This window comes from Martinezella sp. CNPSo 3732 (assembly GCF_057784515.1).
On the sequence record NZ_JBXSOO010000001.1, the window covers coordinates 716,938 to 737,733 of the forward strand.

Consider the following 20,796-nt stretch of genomic DNA (forward strand, 5'->3'; position numbering starts at 1 on the left):
GGTTACGGGAGTAGTTTCCAGCTCTTGAATAGATTCGAACCTGCGACTCCGTTGTTACAAGAGCTATCGATCTGAAATTCTTGCCGTCGAATATCCGCTTTGTCTGCATGGAATGACCGGTTAGGAGCCACAAACCGGAGTTCTTCCGCTCGGGATCCGCAGGCGTGGGATCCGTATTGCGCACAAAAGGGCCGCGTGCAGCAGTTGGCCGAGAGGATCGGATTGGGCCGCCGCAATCGATGCCCTGCAGAGCGCGGTGCAACTACGATCCTCGAACTGGGGATTGGCCGAGCGATTGCGGAAATGGCAGCTGTCATCCTACCTGCTGTCAAGTTTTACGAGGTAGATGATTTCCACAGCCTCTCCGGCGTCACGGCATGCCGGTTGGCGTCTGAAATTCGAGCCTCGTCACCGACGAGAACGGGTTTCATTGGATTGAGCTTCCTTCGAGCGCCCTGCTTGAACCAGCAAAGATAGCGGACAGCGGAACACGTCAACGCGGCGATCTCGACCGCGCTTATATATTGTATTTTTTTCTGTCAAGTCTGCTTCCCGTTAGCCGTTCGTGAGAATTGCGCCGCAGAGAGGAGCAGCCGGAAGCATCGTTCCTTTAGATGCCGTCACCAATCATGGAATAAGACCTGTCGCCCGATATGCCCGGATCGTACGGTCATAGATGCCAATGTCCCGGCAGCCGCGTGCGACCAACTGGGCCCCCTCGATCGCAGAAAAGATCGCCATCGCATGTTCCTGCAGGTCCTGCTCGCTAACCGAAGACTTAGCCCGAGAGAGCACCTGGGCGAGCCAGCCGACGTTCATCGCGGCGAATTTGTCCACCTCGGCGCGGACCTCCACAGGAAGATCGTCAAGTTCCGCACTCATGATCCCGCACAGACACATGCGATTGTCATTGGCCAAGGCAGAGCGAAAGATCTCTGTGTACTTGTCCATGCACCAGGTCGCATCTTCCGACGTCGCCAGTAGCTCCGCCAGATAGGCTGCCCCTTCTTCCGTGTAGCGACGCGCCAACGCGGCACCGAGGTCGCCCTTGGTCGGGAAGTGGTAATGCACGCTGGCGCTTTTGATGCCGACCTCTTTCGCAAGCTCGCGAAAGCTGAGCGCATTGTAGCCATGCGACTGTACTGTCGTTCTTGCGGCGGTCATGACCGCCTCGCGCATATCCGTTTTCGTTCTAGCCATCGTCGATCCATTACCTATCACTCGATAGATAGTTGTTGACGGCCGAAAAGGGAAGAGATAAACGATGCTGGCAATCTATCTATCGATAGACAGACAAGGAGTCTCTCATGAAAATCTTCGATCGCCCCGGCTTTCCCAATCCGGCCCGCATCCGCATCGTGCTGGCCGAGAAGGGGTTGGAGCCCAAAGTCGAGTTCGTCTCCGTCGACCTCATCGCCGCGGAACACAAACAGCCGGCCTTCCTCGAAAAGAATCCCTCCGGCGTGCTGCCGGTCCTGCAACTCGATGACGGCACCTACATCAGTGAGGCCACCGCCATCACTGAATATCTCGACAATCTCGACGGCGATCCGCGGCTCACCGGCAAGACGCCAAAGGAAAAGGCCGTCATCCACATGATGCAGAAGCGGGCGGAAACCGAACTGCTCGACGCCGTTGGCAACTATTTCCACCACGCAACGCCTGGCCTCGGCGACGCGTTGCAAATGTTCAAGAGCCCTGAATGGGCTGGCCGTCAGGACTGGGGCAACCGCCAGCGCGACAAGGCGCTCGCCGGCATGCGGTATTTCGACACGGTGCTGCAGGACCATCCTTTCGTGGCCGGCGATGCATTTTCGATGGCCGATATCACTGTGTTTGCCGGGCTGATGTTTGCAGATGCCGCCGGCATTGCCATCCCTGAAGATCATTCCGCCCTGAAGTCGTGGCGCGCGAAGGTATCCGAGCTGCCGAGCGTCAAGAATCGCAGCGGCCAGATGTTCGTCTCTGAGGATCTGCGCAGGCTCGGCTTCTAATCCCCCGTGCAGAAGCGGCTTGAACGTCGCACCGACAATCCCGTCCACATTTGCCAATTACGCCGCCCCAGGGCGGCAATTCTCACGGAGTTTCCTCATGTCCACGATCTCAACACCCGATAGCGCTTCGCGGCGCAACCTGCTGAAAGGGGTCGCCATCGCTGACGTCGGACTTGCAGCCGGGGCCGGCGCCAATCCGGCGGATGCAAAGACCCCCTCATCAAACCGGGCCGACAAGGCAACTGGCGATCGCCTCGTCACGAAAGAAGGCACCAGCCTCTACTACAAGGACTGGGGCACCGGTTCCGCCGTGGTGTTCAGCCATGGCTAGCCGCTCTCGTCCGACGCCTGGGAGGACCAGATGTTCTTCCTGCTGCAGAACGGCTATCGCGTCATTGCCCATGACCGTCGGGGTTTTGGCCGGTCGAGCCAGCCATCCGGCGGCTACGACTACGATACCTTTGCCGACGACTTGGCCCAACTGGTCGAGGCGCTCGATCTGCACGAGGCGACCTTCGTCGGTCATTCGATGGGCGGTGGCGAGGTCGCACGTTATGTCCCGCACCATGGCCAGGGCCGTGTCGCCAAGGTCGCCTTCGTCTCGTCGGTGACACCGCTTCTGCTCAAGACCGCAACCAACCCGACGGGTGCGCCGAAGGAGTTGTTCGACACCTTCCGCGCAGCCGTTCGGGCAAATAGGCCGCAGTGGAATCTCGACGCCACTATGCCGTATTACAGCTTTAATCGGCCGGGGCGCATGTATCGGAAGGCCTGCGGGAGAGCTACTGGCGGCAGGGGCAGGCAACCGGCTTTCTTGCCGCCTACCATGCGCTCGGCGCCTTCTCAGAGACCCATTTCCGCGATGACCTGAAGAAGATCACCGTCCCCGCACTGGTCGTCCACGGCAGCGATGATCAGATCGTCCCGCTGGAGATCTCTGCGAAACTGACCGCCGGGCTCGTTCCGCATGCCAAGCTGATCGTTTACGAAGGCGGCTCGCATGGATTGCTGCATGTCGACAAGGACCGCTTGAACGCCGACCTGCTGGCATTCCTTCGCAGCTGATGTGCATAGGCCGGAAGCTGACCGAACCTCGCCCGGGCTCTCTATTCTCTTGAGCAGATTCGAACTCTCGGCACCATATTTACCCTTCGCCGCTTCTGGTCAGATCAACTGCTTGGAAAACGAAAGGAGCCTTATTCGTCAAACGGAAGTTCAATTTCTTCACGGTTTTTTTTCGCGCCCTCGATCAGAACTGTCTTGAACCGATCGGCATCCTGTGCCGGCAGCATTCCGGCCCCGGCTCGAATACCCTGTTGCCACGCAGACCCACGCTCCCATGCTTCATTGTAGACGAGCGCCAAGTCAGCAGATCGCCTTGTCTGCTGCAGGGCTTCAAAGAGCAGCGCAGCTTGACGAAGGTCCTTCTCTCGCTTTGCTGCCCCCTGCCCGCCAGTGTGTCTGCGGCTGGCGACTATGAGCTTGTGGACCGCATACCGAGACGGGTCAGGAACGACAACTGGGACTCCGCTTCGGTGGAGCAGCATTGTCCTGACGGGCTCCCTTATAAGGAAGTCGAGAAAGCGTAGCGGATCCGCGCTGGCGCCGCCAAGGGCGGGCATCGTTGCCGGCTGATCGATATAGTCATCAGAACCACGGTTCGACGTCAGGAACTCAACCCTGTAGCCGTCGGCATTCTGAAAGGCCGACGATGCCGAGGATCCCGATCGATGTGGAACTGGACGAAAGCTGGCGTCTACGCCTCGCAGCAGCCCAAGGATCGGAGGCAGACTATCTTCAACCTCCCGACTGATGGCATAATCCTGAGCAATGTCCGCATCGCCGGTCAGAATTGCAGCCATGGGAAGGCGGACGCCCAGCAGTCCCGAATAGCATTGGAAGGCCACCGTGCCGATGAGAACACCCCGGAGCCGAAAAAGACCGCCATCGGCAAGAACCTCGACGATGTCTCCCGACATGGCGTCAGGGGCGATCATACCGCCCTCGCGTGTCAGGGTATTTACCAACCGCCTGCGAGCGCGTAGATCATCCTTGTCCCGCTTATGATCAGCTACGCGCCGCGCGATGTCCGGATCGTCAGCAGGACCGACGTAACGACGTTTCGTACCACCTTGCCCATCTGGGATGTCGAAGTACCAATACTTGCGCCCCTTGATGTTCGCCGGGGTGAACCGACCCTCCGGAGGGAAATCGGCTGTCCAAGCGGCGTCGAGCGAGCGCTGACCGAGCTCGGCGAGCATCGTCTGATACATAAGATCGATCGCCTTCATAAGCTCGACTCCGGCGTTATACTGTTTTTCAAAAACAGTATAACAGTTGAGGGATAAGCCGCAAGTTAACGCCTCGATGGCGGCAGGCATGAGCTACGATCTGAGATAGACGAGCTTATCAGCGTGCCCGTGCAGCTCACTCTACGCTGCGCCAAGCTCGTCCCCTTCACTCAAATCGGAGGCTGCCTCGGTCCAGACATCCCTAAGAAATCAAAAGTGTGAGCGCCATAGTGGACTATAGTCACCCTTGTTGACAGCGTTGGCCCAAAGCCGGAATTGGTGATTGGTGAGCGAACGCGCAAAGGGGAACTGGGCCTCCTAGAAAGCCCAGCCTGTCGTCACGAACTCTGCCTTTGCTCGCTCATGATGCTATCGCGTAAAGACGAGTCTCCGAAACTCTGGTGCTGCGCGTCTTGAACCGATGCACTAGGTCCGCGAGATTTTCGGTTTCCTTCGTCAGGCTTTGCGCAGCTGCTGTCGTCTGCTCCACCATGGCTGCATTCTGTTGAGTGACCTTATCCATCTGGTCACCCGCAGCGGAAACCTCTCTCAGGCTTGCCGCCTGTTCGCGCGCCGCAACGGCAATCTCTGCAATCGTCGAACTCATGGCACCGACCTGCTCGACGATCTGGGAAAGCGACGTACCGGATTCGCCGACGAGCTGCACGCCCGTCCTCACCTGATCAGTCGACATGGAGATCAGGGACTTGATCTCCCTGGCCGCACTTGCTGATCTTTGAGCCAATTCGCGCACTTCCTGAGCAACGACGGCAAAGCCTTTGCCTGCGTCCCCAGCACGGGCTGCTTCCACACCAGCGTTTAGCGCCAGCAGGTTGGTCTGAAATGCGATCTCGTCGATAACGCCGATAATGTTGCCGATCTTGGACGACGAGCTCTGGATTTCCGTCATTGCGGCGATCGCGCGGGCAACAATCGCACCACCGCTTTCTGCGTTGGCGCGCGCCGTGACCATCGCGTTTTGAGCATGACCCGCTCCCTCCGCGGTTCCGTTGACACCGCGCGTTACATCGCCCAAGGCCGCAACAGTCTCTTCGAGAGAAGCGGCTTGCTGCTCCGTGCGGCGCGCAAGATCGTGAGACGCCGTCGAGATCTCGGCCAAGCCGGATTTAATGGTGGCAACAGCGCCGATAACCGAATCGACGGCCTCCTCCAAGCTGGATACCGAGTTGTTGAAGTGATCCCGGATGCGGACATAGCGTACATCAACATCGCCGACCCTGGCGGTCAGGTCACCCTTCGACAGAGCATCCAGGCCCAGCGAAATCTGCTGGAACGCGTGCTCCATCACCTGTGCATCGGCAAGCCGCTCGGCCTCTTGGCGAAGCCGCTCTTCCTCAGCTGCGATGCGCGCCCGTTCGGCCGTGGCTTCGGCAATGAGCTTGGCTCGCCCAGTCTCTTGGAAGACCTTCAGCGAGCGTGCCATCGCCCCGAGCTCGTGACGTTGTTCGGTACCGCTTATGGTCATCGTGTCATCGCCGTGAGCTAAGCGTTCCATCAGGCGTGCCATGCTGCGCACGTTGGAAGAAATCAGCTGCCCGATAAAATAGGCAAGAACGAGACCGATGACGATCAGAACTCCGCTAATCGCAAGCGTAGAGCTACTCGCGGCGGCGACGGTCGCATCAACCGATCCATCGAGCGTCTTTTGCGTGTCCATGACGGACGCTTGCAAATCCTCGAAGCCCTTGGCGATCTTCGGCGCGAGAACATTGAGTTCGTTGTCGCGGATCTTGTTGGTCGCCAGCAGGACATCCCGAACATCGCCAAGGCGGCTTGTATAGTTCTGCATGAGCTGCCCCGCACCCATGACACGCTTGTGCTGCAGTTCATTCTTTGCCGCCTTCGCGGCGACGTCGTTTAACGCCATCGCTTCATTCAAGGCCGACTGCGCCGTGTCGTAGGCGGCAAGGTCGCCCGAATGGATGAATCGCTCCGAGAAATAGAGGCTGCGGTCTAGAGCTTCGAGCGTCGCAGCCGTCGCATGCAGCAACGCCACATCGTTCTGGCGCCAGGCGCTGCGCATCACGTCATTGAGCGCGACGCTCGTCCAAGGTCCAAATTCCGTGACTTTGGAAATCAGGGAATCTCGCTTCGCCTGAAGCGTCACGATCCGCTCAAAAGCTCCGCTGTAAGCGCCGACATCCTGACGAATTGCCGTCATTCCCGCCTGAAGCGTGGCATTGCCGGCAAAGCGCGGATCGTCCTCTGCGAACGACTTAACGCCCGCATGAAAGCGATCGATCACGTCCTGAGTCGGGCTCGAGCGAAAGGCCTCTACCGCCTTTTGGATCTCACTAAGTTCATCGCTGTAGCGGGAAATGGCAAGGCTTTGTCCCGCAGTCCCGCGATAGGACGTGAATATCGAGGAAAGTCCATCCATACCGGAAAGGGCGTTGATCGAAAGAAAGCTCATAAGCAAGATTAGCGGCAGGAACCCCGCGGTAATCTGGCCTCGGATGCCAAGTTTATTCCAAAAACGTAACATCGTATTTCCCTCGGTCACTGAGTCTTCGGCAGATAATTGGCGATATTTCGTGGTGTCACCAGTTCGAAAGGCACGTTGTTTTCCCGTGGCACCTTCTGTCCGCTGGCAAGCTTGATGGCCGCATCGACCGCCGCTGCTCCCTGCCCCGAGGCACTTTGAAGAACAGTGACTGCCAGGTCGCCGGTCTGCATTGCCGCCAAAGCATCGTCGGTTGCGTCGATGCCGGCAACAACGACATTTTTCATCGGCATGCCATTGCGCTTCATCGCGCGGATTGCGCCTAGCGCCATTTCGTCGTTGTTGGCGATCACAGCATCAAACTTCACACCCGCTGTCAGCCATTCCTGCATTTGTTGATCGGCATAGTCGCGCGACCAATAGGCAGCCTGCCGTTCTACGATCTGCAGATCCTTGCAGGCGGATGTAGCGATGACGCTATCGATATCCTGTGTGCGGGCGCGCGCAGCCGCATGGAAGGGTTCACCCATCAGAATGACCAGGCGTCCCTTTCCCTTCAGGAGAGAGCAGACTTCTTTCGTCTGTAGAGTTCCCGATTCCTTTTCGTCGGACGCGACAACGGCTTGGGTTTCAGGCAGGTCCGACAGATTGGAGGGCACATTGTTGATGTAGACGAGGGGAATATGGGCGTCGGCGGCCAGTTTTGTCATTTGCGGGCCGAGGTCACCATCCGAAACGGCAACAATAATCGCATCGACCTTGTCGGCGATGAACTGCTGAACTTGCTTTTTTTGCAGCTCATTGTCGCCCTTGGCGGTTTGGGTGACCAGCTTCAATCCTGAAATCGTCTTTCCATGGGAGACAATACCGTCGAGCAATGCCGTTCGGAATTTATCGAGATCGGACATGGAGACGCCGATCGTCTGGGCATTTGCGGTCGAGGCTGCGATCGACATGATTATTGCAGCAAGTATGGCCCTATTCATCATCCCCTCTCAAAAGATGCTTGATGAGAGTGAGACCTATGCATGAATATGGTTAAAGAATTTTCTTATTTTGGTTTTCCATCCTTATATTAAATATATATAAAATAATTTCCTCAACCAATACTAGAAAATAATACAATTGTACGATACATATATTGTTTTATGGATATATATCATTCCGCGCATTTCGCGATCATCTAATGCCACAAGATACATCTAACATCGTGATGATGAATTTCAGCTTCAAACTGAACAACCCTCCTGCCTAGCTCGACATTTTTTCGTGATATCAGACGATTTTTTTCGATGACCCCTCTACAACCGATTGGCGATCTTTCCCGCAACGGATAATATCCATCACGGATAGCGAGGACGCGCCTGATGCCAAAATACAAGAGGTTATCCGATGATGATCTATTGCTGGCGATCGATCGGACACGAGTCGAAATCGAGGGGCAGAAGCAGATTGTCGCCGGGCTCGCCGCCGCCGCTGTGGGATTCCAGGATGAGATCGGCCATCGGCGGCTGGTCGACACGCATATCCTGATGCGCGCCATTCTTGAATCGGATCTCACGAAAATGGAGGCTGAATGGCAGCACCGGAAATGGCCTGGCGAATAAAATGAACATCGTGCCGCCTTTGCTGTTTGAAACGCCACGGCTCAGATTGGTTGCGACCCCGAGCACGCGGTCTCGCCAATGCCGTAAAGATCCCGCTCCCGACCGAACTTGATGCCGATCATCAGGTGATCCATGACCGCCTGGATAAGCTGAACGGCGAAGCTTTTGGCAGGGCCTATATCGCAGCCCAGATCGTCGATCATCAGAAGACCGCACAACTGCTGGCATGGGAGATTTCCTTCGGCGAGGATGCAGAGATGCAACGTTTTGCCGGATCGATGCTCCCGATCGTGCTTGATCATCTCCGGCAAGCACAGGAAATCAACGCCGCCTTGAGCCGGGCCGGCACCGGTTTCTGCGGGACGCTGTGGCAGCGAGCGAGCACGGGCCTTAGCAATGCGGTCGAGCTGTTCGCCGGTTCTCCCGTGCTTCGTTCAAAGGCGGCAGCAAGCCTGGCGAAAAAGGCACACGCCGTTCTCGTGGCTGCCGGCTATAATCCGGCCGCACCTTCGAAATGGACGATTGATATTTCGTCTGGGCGCTTCGCAACTGAGAGCGGCATAAAGGCCGACCAGCAATCGACCTAGCAGAGCTTCACCCAGGGCACCTCAAGCCACGTCGATTACTTGAATGGCGAAATAAGAATATGATTTTCGATCGCTATTCGAGCAAGCGTCGTTCGTTTAAATAAGCAGGAGACTAGGTAAGCGGACTTAAATAAGCGGGTTTTGAATGCCCGATCTGAGAGATAGGTAACGAATTCTACTGGCGTCATGAATAACACTTTCCGTTTTTGTGCGGGAGGTGTTGATGCCATGTAGCTGCGCCCTCTTACAAGAATATAGCACCAACTTCAGCAGGATAGCTGAGACGTCCATCACTCATAGCGTAACGATCTCGCTCAATGCTTATAAGGCTTTGATCATATACATATCAAAGTTCACTATACTCGAAAGAGATAATCGAATTTTAAGCGGATGCCGGCATGATTATTACGCCCAGGTGGAAAGCACTATGATCTCTCGTCAGAAAACCGCTCAAATTCGGAAACACGGCCGGTGGTCGGACGCGGCGCAACACACCTTGCTGAGTGACCGGAAGATATCACCACATTCCATGAAGCAGGCGTTGTCGACCCCAGCAATCTGGCCAGCGTTTCAGCCATTGGTGGACATGCAAAGCGGAGCGCTCGTCGGGTTTGAAGTGCTGGCGCGCTGGACCGATTCCGAAGCAGGCATCATTCCGCCATCAACATTTATTCCTGTTGCCGAAGCAAACGACCTCATCGACGCTTTGACAAAAAAGATCGTCTCGGAAGCCTGTGAGCTGGCAAATCTCTGGCCGGGAAATTTCGTGCTCGCGATCAATATTTCTGCCGTGCAATTCCGTGATCCGAACTTGTTCGAATTCATCCGCAGCATTGTTCAGGCGACCGGCTTTCCGTTAAATCGAATCCATATTGAGATAACGGAAAGCGTTCTGCTTGAAGATGATGAGACCGTCCGGTCAACGATCGCTCTGCTGAAATCTGCTGGCATAGGTCTTGCGCTTGACGATTTCGGAACGGGATTTGCCAGTCTCACCCGATTGCACGCCTTTCCTTTCGACAAGCTCAAGATTGACATGAGCTTCGTGCGCTCAATGCAACACGACAACGATAGCCGCAAGATCGTCGCCTCTGTGGTCGGGTTAGGCCAAAGCCTTGGGATGGTCGTCGTTGCAGAGGGCGTCGAGACCGAGGAGCAGGCGACCATTCTCCGCCGGTTGGGATGCGACCTCGGACAGGGCTGGCTATTCGGCAAACCATTGAATGGAGCTGAGACGGCGCAGTGGCTGGCATATCATAAACAACAATCGCTGTCTCAACGTGCCGGGAGTGTTTCACTGTTCCAGCGCGTTCACCAACTGGACGCACTGTACAGAGCGGCGCCGATTGGCCTGTGTTTTCTCGACATGGAACTGCGCTATGTCAGCGTCAACGATCGCTTTGCCGAAATGTTTGGCCTCTGTCCGGATGACCTGATCGGGCGGACGGTGCACAGCTTCGCGCCTGACCATGACGCGCCTCGCGTCGCCGGCGATCTGCGGCGTGTCCTCGCCGGCGAGACCGTCGTCATCAACGAATACCAGCCTGCCGGCAGCGAAAAGGCTTTCCTTGTCATCAATCAGCCTGTCGACGACGATGGGGGTGAGCAGATCGGCATTTCAGTTACCGCAATCGACGTTACCGATCGCAAAACGGTTGAGACCGTGCTGAGGGAAACCGAAGACCATGCTCGGCGATCGGTCGAACTCAACGCAAGTATTCCTTGGTCGAGTGACGCCAAAGGTGTTGTCAATTTCATGGGACCGACACTCGATGGAATGGCTGATAGCACCGTTGATCGTATTGCGGACTGGTATCGCCGCATGCATCCAGACGATCGACTCCGGGTTCGGCAGGAATGGTTTGCATGGTTGCCATCCGGCAAGCCTTTTGAAACAATGTTTCGAATGAGACTTCACGACGATGCTTGGAGATGGATGCTCAGTCGTGCAAAGCCGCATCGTGACTCCGAAGGGAAGATCGTCAAGTGGTACGGTGTCATAACCGCGGTCGCGGATCGAGACGGATTCGAGCCGAAAATTGAACTGTTCGGAACTTCGACGAAGGTGTGGCAGACGAAATCGCCGACCGGCATGGCGGTTGCACCCTGGCGTCCCACAGCGGTGAAGCATGAACTGAATTTTCCGGATTCTGGGATAAGTCGCGCAGCGTCCGTCACAGACCCGAAAGATGTCTTGCCGACGGAATTGTTGGTATCGATGCTGATGCGAATGTTCGAGTCCGCGCCTATAGCGATGTCTATTACCACGAGTGACACGAAAACATCCAGTTATGTTAAAGTCAACGAAGCCTATCTCCGGCTGACCGGCCTGAAGTGGGACGACATTAAGGGCAAGAAGCTGACTTCCGAGGGTGCGGCGATTGACAATCCGGCCCGGGACCGCCGTCACCGGCTTCTCGAAGAAGAGGGCGCCTATGAGCTGGAAGAGGTGGATATCACCTATGCCGACGGCACGATTATTCCGACGTTGATTTCCGCCCAGCGCACCGTGATCGACGGAGTTTCTTTCGATGTCGAGATCATCCTCGATGTTTCCGCTCGTGTCAGGCAGCAACGTGAGATCGAGAACGCACTAAAAACCTCGGCGCGCACCGACGCACTTTCAGGTCTTCCCAATAGGGCCTGTTTCGATGAAGTTGTCGCCGATGCAGTCGCTCGCAACCTGCTAAACGATCGAAAGCTTGCCCTCGCATATATCGACCTGAATGATTTTAAGATCGTGAATGATACGATCGGGCATTCGGCGGGCGACGAGGTGCTAAGAACGATAGCCAACAGATTGCGTGAGAATTTTCGCGCCACCGACTTCATTGCACGTATCGGCGGGGATGAATTTGTCGTGCTGCTCGACATAGACCGGAAGCTCGCCGGCGATTTGCAGTCGCATCTCCAAGAGACGATGGAACGCATCTTCAAACCGATACCTATCGACGGGCAAGTGACGTTCACCGGCGCTGCAGTTGGCGTTACCTTCCTGCGGGCGGATGACACTGTGCAATCCTATGTCAAACGCGCGGATGAATATATGTATATCGCTAAAACCAGCGGCGAGCGGGTAGCGGTAGTCTGTTTCGGCCAGATTCTCGATCCGTCTGCCCTCTCGAAGCACACAGCGAGACAAACGCGGCTATCATAATATCTCGCAGCCGCATCGACGATCTCCTTGAGCCGACGTCACCGTAAAGGTTGCGCTCGCCTAACTGCTCCTGGATGGCAGCCAGCGTCCAGCCGGCCGCAGCAGCGTCATCAGCGTTCTTATAGACGTTGAAGTGCTTCAGGCATGCCTCGATACAGGGGCGTGCCGAACCGCGGCTGCGGCCCATTGTTGCTACTAAGGAACGCGCATTCCGGTACGCCTTCGTTATGCGCCGCTTACCTTGCACTCTGCTCTCGACAATTTTTTCCTAAAGCCGTTCATGGAGCGTCTGCCGCCCACAGAGCCCGGCCGGCTCGAGCCAAGGCCTAGTGTGCGCTCATCCCAGTAAATTGTATTCGACTTCCGCTATCGCCAGGCGAGTCAGCCGACCTGCATTTTCATCTCGCGCTGGTCAGCTCCCTCGCGAAGATGACATTGACGAACTAGCGATATCGTATCTGAGCAGGAACAAGACGAAAAGCGAAAGTGGATGAGATCGCGCCGAAGATGGACACGCTGCTATCCTCATGAAGCTTTCCGTAGGGCACGGTCAGTAGCGGTAATAGCGGTGATGATGATGGTGGTGCTTGTACCAACCACGATGATGGCCGCGCCAATAATGGCTCCGGTAACTGCGATGCGATCTCCAGTGGTGGGGCCGATGATGCCGCGGGCCGTGCCAATGGCGACGATGATGATAGCGGACGATTTGAACGGATGACTGAATCTCCGGCTTCGTCATGTTCATCATGGGCGCAGCTGAAACAGTACCCGCACCGATCAACAGACCGACGCTCAGGAGCGGCGCAAGCAGACTTTTAAAGATTTTCATAGCGAACCTCCGTCATCGTCGACATCCTGAAACCGGACGGCTGAACCGGGCATGAACGGCGCTGATGATGAACCGTTGCCTCATAGAATAGCAGATCGAGAAGCGCCTCAGGCAAATGGAAAAGGGCAACAGATGTCAAAGTCGGGCACAATCCGCTTGGCCCAGGTGGAGCACACCACTTTTGTGCTCTTAAGCGGACTTGAACTGCCGACCTGCCGCTTTTGGAGCATCAGCTACGGGTTTTCATTGAAAACTGAGAAGAATATCCACCTGGCGCAGATCCGTCGCAATGCCCTTGAGATCACAGCTATAGCTTGGATGACGGATAGTCGAGTGAGTGGAGAAGCACTCCAGGTCACGCGCGCCGTTTGCGCCGCTTTGCTTTCGCGAAGGCAGCCACCCGACCGTCGCGCGCTGCTCATCGTCGATCCTCCTCGTACTGCTCCGCGCCTTCGATCGACGAAAGCCAGGGTTCCCGCCGTTTGGTCCACACCTCATAGCTGGGCCTGAGACGCGTGGGTGCCTCGCTAAGGACTCCCAGTTTGATCTCGACCTCGCTCTTGCCAACAGCAAAGACGCGCGAACCGCAACGCGGGCAAAACTCACGTCCAGCAAACTCGCTCGTCGCGCCCTCATAGTGAAATTCACTTGCGGGCCATAGGCCGAAATAAGTGAAGGCGGATCCGCTTTCCTGTCGGCAATCCGTGCAATGGCAAATGCCGATACGAAGCGGCTTTCCGCGCACCATCAGACGCACTTGCCCACAACGGCACGACCCGGTTAACTCCGTCATGGTACTGTCCTCGTCGTCGCTTACATTCGTGATTGGGCCTTCCCCGCGGCTGACATGTTCCGTCTGCCAGCGTCCGTCCGACAGCTGATAGCTGATTTCGGCGTCTTCACCGCCCTGCTGCTGCCGGGCTGCAGCAGATTTGGCAGCGGCAAGCGCACTCTCGTGATCGGGAAACGTGTCCGACCAGACGTCACCGACGCGGTAGGCAAAACCCTCGTCATGGATCCCAACATGATATGTTAACGGCATTGGTTCCTCCGGCTCGGCGAATTCGGAAACGGTGCACCAAGGGTCGATCCCCTGCAGGAGAGCGCCCGCATCATCTCACCGTCTCCCACCAAAGTTCCGAGACCAGGAAAAGTTTCCAAACAACAACAGATATTGACGTCTGCTGACAGCCAAGCAGAGCCGTTCGATCTGGATTTCAAACTAAAATCTCAGTGAGTGGCATGTGTTATATGACCCGAGGACAAATTGGATGGGCAACCTGCATTCCCACGCTTGTTTCAGGCTGGCCGCAAAAGCGAGAGGCTGCGGGCTTCAAGATTTAAAATTTTCTTCTCAACTGCACCTCGACCCTGCTCATCAGGGTAGGATGTCGACAGCTCAAGAGCCCAGCGCTTATCATCCGGCAAGCTAAAGTCGACATTGCTGTCATGGGGGTTGAACAGGATCAGAACATCATCCCAGCCCTCTTCGAATGGCTGCTGACGCGACAGACGCAAGCCGATCGCCGTATTCGCTTCATCGTCCCACTGCTCATCCGCCTGCTCACCGCCACCCGGATTGAGCCAGGTGACGATCAGGCCGTCGCGCCAATTTTCCCGTCTGAGGATGGAATGCGCCTGACGCAAGGCGATCAGGCGTTTGACGAAAGTATAAAGCACTTCGGCGCTGCCATATCGATCGTCCCAATGCAGCCAGCTGAGTTCGTTGTCCTGACAGTAGCCATTGTTGTTGCCCATCTGGCTGCGGCCGGATTCATCACCCCCCAGCAGCATCGGCGTGCCATGGGAGAGAAAGAGGGTCGCGAGAAAATTGCGCTTTTGGCGCTCCCGAACGGTATTGATGGCTTCATCGTCGGTCGGACCTTCAGCGCCATAATTGTAGCTGCGATTGTCGTTGTGGCCGTCATTGTTCTCTTCGCCATTCGCCTCATTATGCTTCTCGTTATAGGAGACGAGATCATTGAGCGTGAAGCCATCATGGGCGGCGACGAAATTGACGCTCGCCCATGGGCGGCGGCCGCGAAGATCATAAACATCGCCTGACCCTAGAATACGGGCGGCAAAATCCCTTGTCATGCCGGGAGTGCCCTTCCAGTAATCCCGTACCGTATCGCGATATTTGTCGTTCCACTCCGCCCAGCCCGGCGGAAATCCCCCCACCTGATAACCGCCGGGACCAATGTCCCACGGCTCGCCGATAAGCTTGACTTTCGCAAGCACCGGGTCCTGGCCGACCGCATCGAAGAAGCCGCTACGCTGGTCGAAACCCTGAGGTTCGCGGCCGAGAATGGTGCCGAGATCGAAACGAAAGCCATCGACATGCATTTCTTCGACCCAGTAGCGCAGCGAGTCCGTCACCATTTGCAGCACGCGCGGATGCGACGTGTTGATCGTGTTACCGGTGCCGGTGTCGTTGATGTAGTAGCGGGGCTGGTCCGGCAGGGTGCGGTAATAGGAGAAATTGTCGATGCCTTTGAATGAAAGGGTGGGACCGAGTTCGTTGCCCTCCGCGGTGTGATTGTAGACGACATCGAGGATGACCTCGATACCGGCATCGTGAAAGGCACGCACCATGTCGCGAAAGCCTTCAAGGCCTTTCGGCCCATAATAACGAGTTGCCGGTGCGAAGAAGGCAAGGCTGTTGTAGCCCCAATAGTTGCTTAAGCCCTTGTCGAGCAAATGACTGTCATCGGGAAAGAAGTGAATGGGAAGAAGCTCGATCGAGGTGATGCCGAGGCTCTTGATGTAACCGACGACCGCGCCGTGCCCCAGACCGTCAAAGGTGCCACGCAGCGACTCCGGAATTGCCGGATTCAGCATCGTCATTCCCTTGACGTGCGCCTCATAGAAAATGGTTTCAGGCCATGCGACAGTCGGCCTTTTATCCGGTGCTTCATTCTTGAGGTCGACCACACGGCATTTGGGCATCTGTCCGGCGCTGTCTGTCTCGTCGAAGGAAAGATCCTTCTGCTCGTCGTCCAGAACATAGGCAAACTGGGCTTGCGACCATTCGACATTGCCTACAAGCTCGCGGGCATAGGGGTCGACGAGCAATTTGTTGGCATTGAAGCGATGGCCTTTCAACGGATCGAATGGGCCATGCACGCGGTAGCCATATAGAGCACCCGGCTTCAATCCAGGAACATAACCATGCCAGATCTCATGGGTATATTCCGGTAGAGCGATCCGCTCGATCTCCTGCTTTCCGCTTTCGTCGAAAAGGCAAAGCTCCACCTTTTCCGCATAGGCGCTGAAAAGTGCAAAATTGACACCCTCTCCATCATAATTTGCTCCCAGACGCGTGTAATCGCCCGGCTCGATCGCATGCCTCTTGCCGCCTTCCGTCATGGATACCTCGTGATTGTTGCCGCGCAGCAGAAACACCCTATGAAGCGCTTTGTTCCGGCCTTCGGGTTGGAGTACACATGAATGGATGCCGGGATCGTCACCTGTCTCCCACGACGAGGGATAGGGGATGATCGGCAAACAGCTGTGCTGCCAGAAGATTGCCGGCTGAGACCGGCTGATCCGTGAGGAGATCATACAGCGGCCCCTTGAGCTCTCGCGGCATCGCGACAGCGGTGTCCTTCCAGAAATCCGATGATGGCACGCCGATCAGGCGCGGCACGATCGTAATCGCTATTTCCCGCTCGTGAACGCGCGCGAAGGCCACGAGATTGGACGCTCGTGCCCCGCTGGTTTCCAAGGGCATATATTCGCCCTCCAGGAAAAGAAGGGGGTGCTGATTGCGATATCGCAGCACCTTGCGGATGACGTGCCGTTTCAAGGAAGCGGCATTCGGCGCAAGGGGACCTGTTGCTCCCGTGTCAGTCCACAGATGGTCGACCGGTCGTCGGTTGTCAGGATCGACCAGGCTGAAATCCAGACCCTCGGTACCCTGATAGATGTCGGGAATGCCGGGAGCCGTGAGCTTGATCAGCAACTGCGACAGGCTGTTGCGGAAACCAAGTTCCATGAAAGGGCGCAGTGTCCGGTCGAAATCACAGATGAACTCCCGATTATCCTCCGAAAGCAAGGCGGCAGCATAGGCTTGGACTCCATGCTCATACGCCGGATTTTCATCCATCCAATCCGTCCTGAGCTTGGCCTCTCGGATCGCTTTCAAGGCATAGGCGCAAAAGCGCTCCTTCAGTGCGTTCCGATCGGCTCCTTCAATGTCCTGCGGCCAGATACCGGCAAGCGCCTGGTAAAGCATCCATTCGATATTGGGCTCAGGTGCAGGTCCATCGGCAAGGCTGGAACGAAAAGGAGAATTCATGTTGCGCCATCGCTCGACACCGGCAATCCAGGCATCAGGATCCTGCGTCAGACCGTAGAGGCGGGCGCGGGCGTCTTCTCCCCGCTTGGTATCATGCGTCGAGGTCGCGGAAAGGCCGCGGCGTTGTCGCCGAAATCGATCGGCCATGAATTGATGAAAGGCCGCCACCGAGCCCGGCGGCGCATGCGGCTCGCCTCCGACCTCGTTCAATGCGATCAGGCGGTTATACCGATAAAACAGCGTGTCCTCGACTGCCTTTGCCATGATCGGACCGCTGAGCTGCTGGAATCTGGCTCGAAACTCCAGAGCTTCGGCTGCAGCAATATCCCCTTTTAAAAGACGGCCGAGCGCATCAAGGGCATCAATGGCCGGCAATCGGCTTCGTGCCTTCTCGCAGGCACTCTCGATGATCGCCACGTCATCAGACGATGCAGCGCCCCGATAGCCGTAGGTGCGGTAAACCGGAAAGGCGACCAGCAACTCACGAAGCGCCGACGATATTTCCTCCGCGTCGAAATCGGGAAAAATCGAACATGCCAGGCTCGTCAAACGCCTTACCTCGCCGGCAAAATTGCGCCCGACCATCAACAGCTTCGCCCTGCGCAAACCTGCGGCAAAGTCGGCATCCTCCTCGCTGACGGACTTGTAGGCTTCATCCAGCCTGCGTAACCCATCCTCGTTCACGAAGAGATCAGCCATGGCGGCGATGAATTCGTAGCCGGTCGTTCCCGACACCGGCCAATCCGCCGGCAACGTCTCGCCGCGGGCGAGGATTTTTTCGACTACGATGAAAATGTCCGGGCCGACGGCCTGCCGCAAATGCTCGAGATAGCTCTTCGGATCGGCCAGTCCGTCGATATGGTCGACGCGTAATCCTTGAACCTGTCCGGCGCGAACCAATTCAATGATCAGCCGGTGCGTGTCGTTGAAGACCCGCGTGTTCTCCACCCGCATCCCGACCAGGCCTGCCACCTCGAAGAAGCGCCGATAGCTGAGGTTTTCGGCGGCATCTTTCCAATAGAGCAATTGCCAGTGCTGTTCGGCGAGTAGTTTTCGCATCGCGACCGCATCTTTCGAAAACGCACGCAACCGCTCCGCATCCGTTCCAATGTCCGCTGTCAGCCACTCGGCGCTTTCAGCCGAGAGCGGAAGCAGATCGTCGAAATAGACCAGATGAATGCCTCCATCCTTAGGCTCGTAGCGAAGATGAAACTCCCCCGCGGCTAGGCTTTCCTCGAACGGCCGCCCGAGCAGCGGCAAGGTGAGCTTGCGGCGCCAGTCGATATCGAAATGGCCGGCATAGGCGCTGCTCGATCCGCGCTGCAACACGTCACGCCACCACGCGTTTTCCACGGAGGCGGCCATATGGTTGGGCACAATGTCGAGGATCAGGCCCAGCTTCGCCTGCCGCAAGGCCGTGCAGAAAGCATCGAACCCGGCGCGGCCGCCAAGCACCGGGTCGATCTCGTTCGCATCTGTGACATCATAGCCATGGGTCGATCCCTTCTTGGCAGCAAAGATCGGCGAGGCATAGACATGGCTGATGCCGAGATCCTTCAGATAGGGAACCAGCCCCGTTGCCTTGTCAAAGGTGACATCTCCGCGAAACTGCAGGCGGTAGGTAGAGGTCAAGACAGTCATGGCTTCCTCGCTGCGTCAGGCTGCCTTAACGAACGGGACTGAAAGAGATCTGTTCCGACCTCAGGAACCGTTCCCGTCAAGATGCGTTGGAGTGCATGAAAATTTCAGCATCATCGACGGACGGGATGTCATGCAGCACAGCTTCGCATTTGGACCGCAAATCAACAAGAATGCGGTCCTGTTCCGCCTGTGGGCGCCCTTGGCGGAGCGCGTGCTCGTCCGCATCGAGCAGCGGGGGGAATGGGCCATGCGGTGGAGGCAGGACGGGTGGCATGTCGTCGAAGTCAACGATGCGCAGATCGGCGATCGCTATAAATTCGTGCTGGACGACGGGTTTGCCGTGCCGGATCCTGCCTCGCGCTTTCAACCCGAAGACGTCCACGGCCCGAGCGAGCTGATCGATCCAACATTCGAATGGCAAACGCAGGGATGGAAGGGACGCCGCTGGGAAGAAATCGTCATCTACGAACTGCATGTCGGCGCCTTCACGGAAGCTGGCACGTTCCTAGCGGCTATCGAAAAGCTCGATCATTTGCAGCGCCTCGGCATAACGGCCATTCAACTCATGCCGCTTTCGGATTTTCGTGGTCGGTATGGATGGGGTTACGACGGTGTTTTACCCTATGCGCCGGATAGCAGCTACGGCCGCCCCGAACATCTCAAACTGCTCGTCGATGCAGCCCACGAGCGCGGCATCTGCGTCTTTCTCGATGTGGTCTATAATCATTTCGGACCGGACGGGAACTATCTGCCCCGTTACGCGCCGATATTTGGCGACCGGCACGAAAGCGTCTGGGGCAAGGGCCTGAACTACGATGGCGAAGGCAGTCGTTTCATCCGCGATTTCGTCATCGAAAATGCAATCTATTGGCTGAGCGAGTTTCGGATGGATGGTTTGCGGCTCGACGCCGTTCACGCGATGAAGGACGACAGCGATCCGCATATCCTTCTCGAACTTGCCGGTCGCGTCAGAAGCGCCTTCCCTGAACGCCATGTCCATCTGATCGTCGAGAACGAGGATAATGACGCGGCTCTCCTCGCTCGCGGCGAAGACGGTAAGCCGCGCCACTTTGCGGCACAGTGGAATGATGACATCCACCACGCTCTTCATGTAGCGGCCACGGGCGAGATCTTCGGCTACTACGCGGATTATGCCGATTGGGCACCGCGTCTGAGCCGCGCGCTTGCCGAAGGCTTCGCGTTTCAAGGGGAGCATATGCAGTATCGAGGCCGGCCCAGAGGATCGCCGACCGCTGGCTTGCCGCCATCGGCCTTTATCTCCTTCATCCAGAACCATGACCAGATCGGCAATCGGGCGCGCGGCGATCGCATGATTTCCTCCCACCCGATCGAGGCGATAAAGGCCATTGCAGCCATCTATCTTCTCTCGCCCCAGACCCCCATGCTGTTCATGGGTGAGGAATGGGGCGCTGCCGATCCCTTTCCCTTCTTTTGCGACTTCGACCAGCAACTCAACGCCAAGATAAAGCTTGGCCGCAAGGAGGAACTGAAGCGCCTGCCGGGTTTCGAAGCGGAGGATGCGTGCGACCCAACGGCAGAAGCCACCTTCCGCAGCGCCAAATTGCGATGGGACAAAATGAATGAGAACGCGGCAATTGGGGACTATTACGAGCAGTTGCTAAAGCTCAGACATCAGGTAGTCGTGCCGCTCCTCGCTGAAGCCCATAGTTGCGCAGCCACCTATGATCCAGATGCCTCTCCCATCCGAGTGCGCTGGCAAATCGGGTCCACAAACCTTCATTTGGTAGCCAACTTGTCGAACACGCCAGTCGTTTTGAAAAGGCCGACCGAAGGGCAAGTGTTTTTCTCGTCAGGCAGCATAGCAGACAACTGGATGGGACCGCGGGCGGTTGTTTGGAGCCTGTCCTCAGCCACATTACAAAGCTGAACGACAAGCTTGCA

General features: G+C 56.8%; 13 protein-coding genes and 1 pseudogene. 6 read left to right on the top strand and 8 right to left on the bottom strand.

What is annotated here, in order from left to right:
• Positions 1-627 precede the first annotated feature (627 nt).
• Positions 628-1,200 (bottom strand): TetR/AcrR family transcriptional regulator, encoded by a 573-nt coding sequence (locus AC13RM_RS03350; RefSeq protein WP_285171093.1) that lies wholly within the window; start codon positions 1,198-1,200, stop codon positions 628-630.
• 107 nt (positions 1,201-1,307) lie between these two features.
• Here AC13RM_RS03350 and AC13RM_RS03355 point away from each other — a divergent pair, with 107 nt between their 5' ends.
• Both AC13RM_RS03355 and AC13RM_RS03360 read left to right on the top strand, forming a co-directional pair.
• Entirely contained in the window at positions 1,308-1,994 is a 687-nt protein-coding gene (locus AC13RM_RS03355) for a glutathione S-transferase family protein (RefSeq protein ID WP_113233122.1), read from the top strand.
• Between the two features lie 97 nt (positions 1,995-2,091).
• Positions 2,092-3,059, top strand: a pseudogene (locus AC13RM_RS03360) (alpha/beta fold hydrolase).
• A 131-nt stretch (positions 3,060-3,190) separates the two neighbouring features.
• On the opposite strand, the gene AC13RM_RS03365 reads toward AC13RM_RS03360, so the two are convergent.
• From AC13RM_RS03365 to AC13RM_RS03375, 3 genes are all read right to left on the bottom strand, one after another.
• Entirely contained in the window at positions 3,191-4,285 is a 1,095-nt protein-coding gene (locus AC13RM_RS03365; RefSeq protein WP_285171174.1) for a nucleotidyltransferase family protein, read from the bottom strand.
• A 361-nt stretch (positions 4,286-4,646) separates the two neighbouring features.
• Complete coding sequence (locus AC13RM_RS03370; protein ID WP_374817862.1) at positions 4,647-6,791, bottom strand: methyl-accepting chemotaxis protein; 2,145 nt, start codon at positions 6,789-6,791, stop codon at positions 4,647-4,649.
• 14 nt (positions 6,792-6,805) lie between these two features.
• A complete protein-coding gene (locus AC13RM_RS03375) occupies positions 6,806-7,735 on the bottom strand; it encodes a substrate-binding domain-containing protein (protein WP_374817864.1) in 930 nt (309 codons plus the stop codon).
• Between the two features lie 381 nt (positions 7,736-8,116).
• On the opposite strand from AC13RM_RS03375, the gene AC13RM_RS03380 reads away from it, so the two are divergent.
• The 3 genes from AC13RM_RS03380 (at position 8,117) to AC13RM_RS03390 (ending at position 12,100) form a co-directional block, all read left to right on the top strand.
• Positions 8,117-8,356, top strand: a complete 240-nt coding sequence (locus tag AC13RM_RS03380; RefSeq protein WP_374817866.1) for a hypothetical protein — start codon at positions 8,117-8,119, stop codon at positions 8,354-8,356.
• Positions 8,357-8,406: 50 nt separating this feature from the next.
• Positions 8,407-8,943, top strand: a complete 537-nt coding sequence (locus AC13RM_RS03385; RefSeq protein ID WP_374817868.1) for a DUF4142 domain-containing protein — start codon at positions 8,407-8,409, stop codon at positions 8,941-8,943.
• Between the two features lie 427 nt (positions 8,944-9,370).
• A complete protein-coding gene (locus AC13RM_RS03390) occupies positions 9,371-12,100 on the top strand; it encodes an EAL domain-containing protein (protein WP_374817870.1) in 2,730 nt (909 codons plus the stop codon).
• Between the two features lie 550 nt (positions 12,101-12,650).
• Here AC13RM_RS03390 and AC13RM_RS03395 read toward each other — a convergent pair.
• The 4 genes from AC13RM_RS03395 to treY form a co-directional block, all read right to left on the bottom strand.
• A complete protein-coding gene (locus AC13RM_RS03395) occupies positions 12,651-12,932 on the bottom strand; it encodes a hypothetical protein (RefSeq protein ID WP_285171087.1) in 282 nt (93 codons plus the stop codon).
• 418 nt (positions 12,933-13,350) lie between these two features.
• Complete coding sequence (locus AC13RM_RS03400; protein WP_113233144.1) at positions 13,351-13,725, bottom strand: GFA family protein; 375 nt, start codon at positions 13,723-13,725, stop codon at positions 13,351-13,353.
• Between the two features lie 506 nt (positions 13,726-14,231).
• On the bottom strand, positions 14,232-16,301 hold the full coding sequence (gene glgX, locus AC13RM_RS03405) for a glycogen debranching protein GlgX (RefSeq protein WP_374817872.1): 2,070 nt from the start codon (positions 16,299-16,301) through the stop codon (positions 14,232-14,234).
• 97 nt (positions 16,302-16,398) lie between these two features.
• On the bottom strand, positions 16,399-18,873 hold the full coding sequence (gene treY / locus AC13RM_RS03410; RefSeq protein ID WP_374817875.1) for a malto-oligosyltrehalose synthase: 2,475 nt from the start codon (positions 18,871-18,873) through the stop codon (positions 16,399-16,401).
• A gap of 130 nt (positions 18,874-19,003) precedes the next feature.
• Here treY and treZ point away from each other — a divergent pair, with 130 nt between their 5' ends.
• Entirely contained in the window at positions 19,004-20,782 is a 1,779-nt protein-coding gene (gene treZ, locus AC13RM_RS03415) for a malto-oligosyltrehalose trehalohydrolase (protein WP_374817969.1), read from the top strand.
• Positions 20,783-20,796: the final 14 nt, after the last annotated feature.

What these genes read in the sequence shown, in the direction of transcription:
- AC13RM_RS03350 (WP_285171093.1), bottom strand. Translation starts at nt 1,200, where the DNA reads ATGGCTAGAACGAAAACGGATATGCGCGAGGCGGTCATGACCGCCGCA.
- AC13RM_RS03375 (WP_374817864.1), bottom strand. Translation starts at nt 7,735, where the DNA reads ATGAATAGGGCCATACTTGCTGCAATAATCATGTCGATCGCAGCCTCG.
- treY (WP_374817875.1), bottom strand. Translation starts at nt 18,873, where the DNA reads ATGACTGTCTTGACCTCTACCTACCGCCTGCAGTTTCGCGGAGATGTC.
- AC13RM_RS03370 (WP_374817862.1), bottom strand. Translation starts at nt 6,791, where the DNA reads ATGTTACGTTTTTGGAATAAACTTGGCATCCGAGGCCAGATTACCGCG.
- AC13RM_RS03390 (WP_374817870.1), top strand. Translation starts at nt 9,371, where the DNA reads ATGATCTCTCGTCAGAAAACCGCTCAAATTCGGAAACACGGCCGGTGG.
- AC13RM_RS03395 (WP_285171087.1), bottom strand. Translation starts at nt 12,932, where the DNA reads ATGAAAATCTTTAAAAGTCTGCTTGCGCCGCTCCTGAGCGTCGGTCTG.
- treZ (WP_374817969.1), top strand. Translation starts at nt 19,004, where the DNA reads ATGCAGCACAGCTTCGCATTTGGACCGCAAATCAACAAGAATGCGGTC.
- AC13RM_RS03355 (WP_113233122.1), top strand. Translation starts at nt 1,308, where the DNA reads ATGAAAATCTTCGATCGCCCCGGCTTTCCCAATCCGGCCCGCATCCGC.
- AC13RM_RS03400 (WP_113233144.1), bottom strand. Translation starts at nt 13,725, where the DNA reads ATGACGGAGTTAACCGGGTCGTGCCGTTGTGGGCAAGTGCGTCTGATG.
- glgX (WP_374817872.1), bottom strand. Translation starts at nt 16,301, where the DNA reads ATGACGGAAGGCGGCAAGAGGCATGCGATCGAGCCGGGCGATTACACG.
- AC13RM_RS03380 (WP_374817866.1), top strand. Translation starts at nt 8,117, where the DNA reads ATGCCAAAATACAAGAGGTTATCCGATGATGATCTATTGCTGGCGATC.
- AC13RM_RS03365 (WP_285171174.1), bottom strand. Translation starts at nt 4,285, where the DNA reads ATGAAGGCGATCGATCTTATGTATCAGACGATGCTCGCCGAGCTCGGT.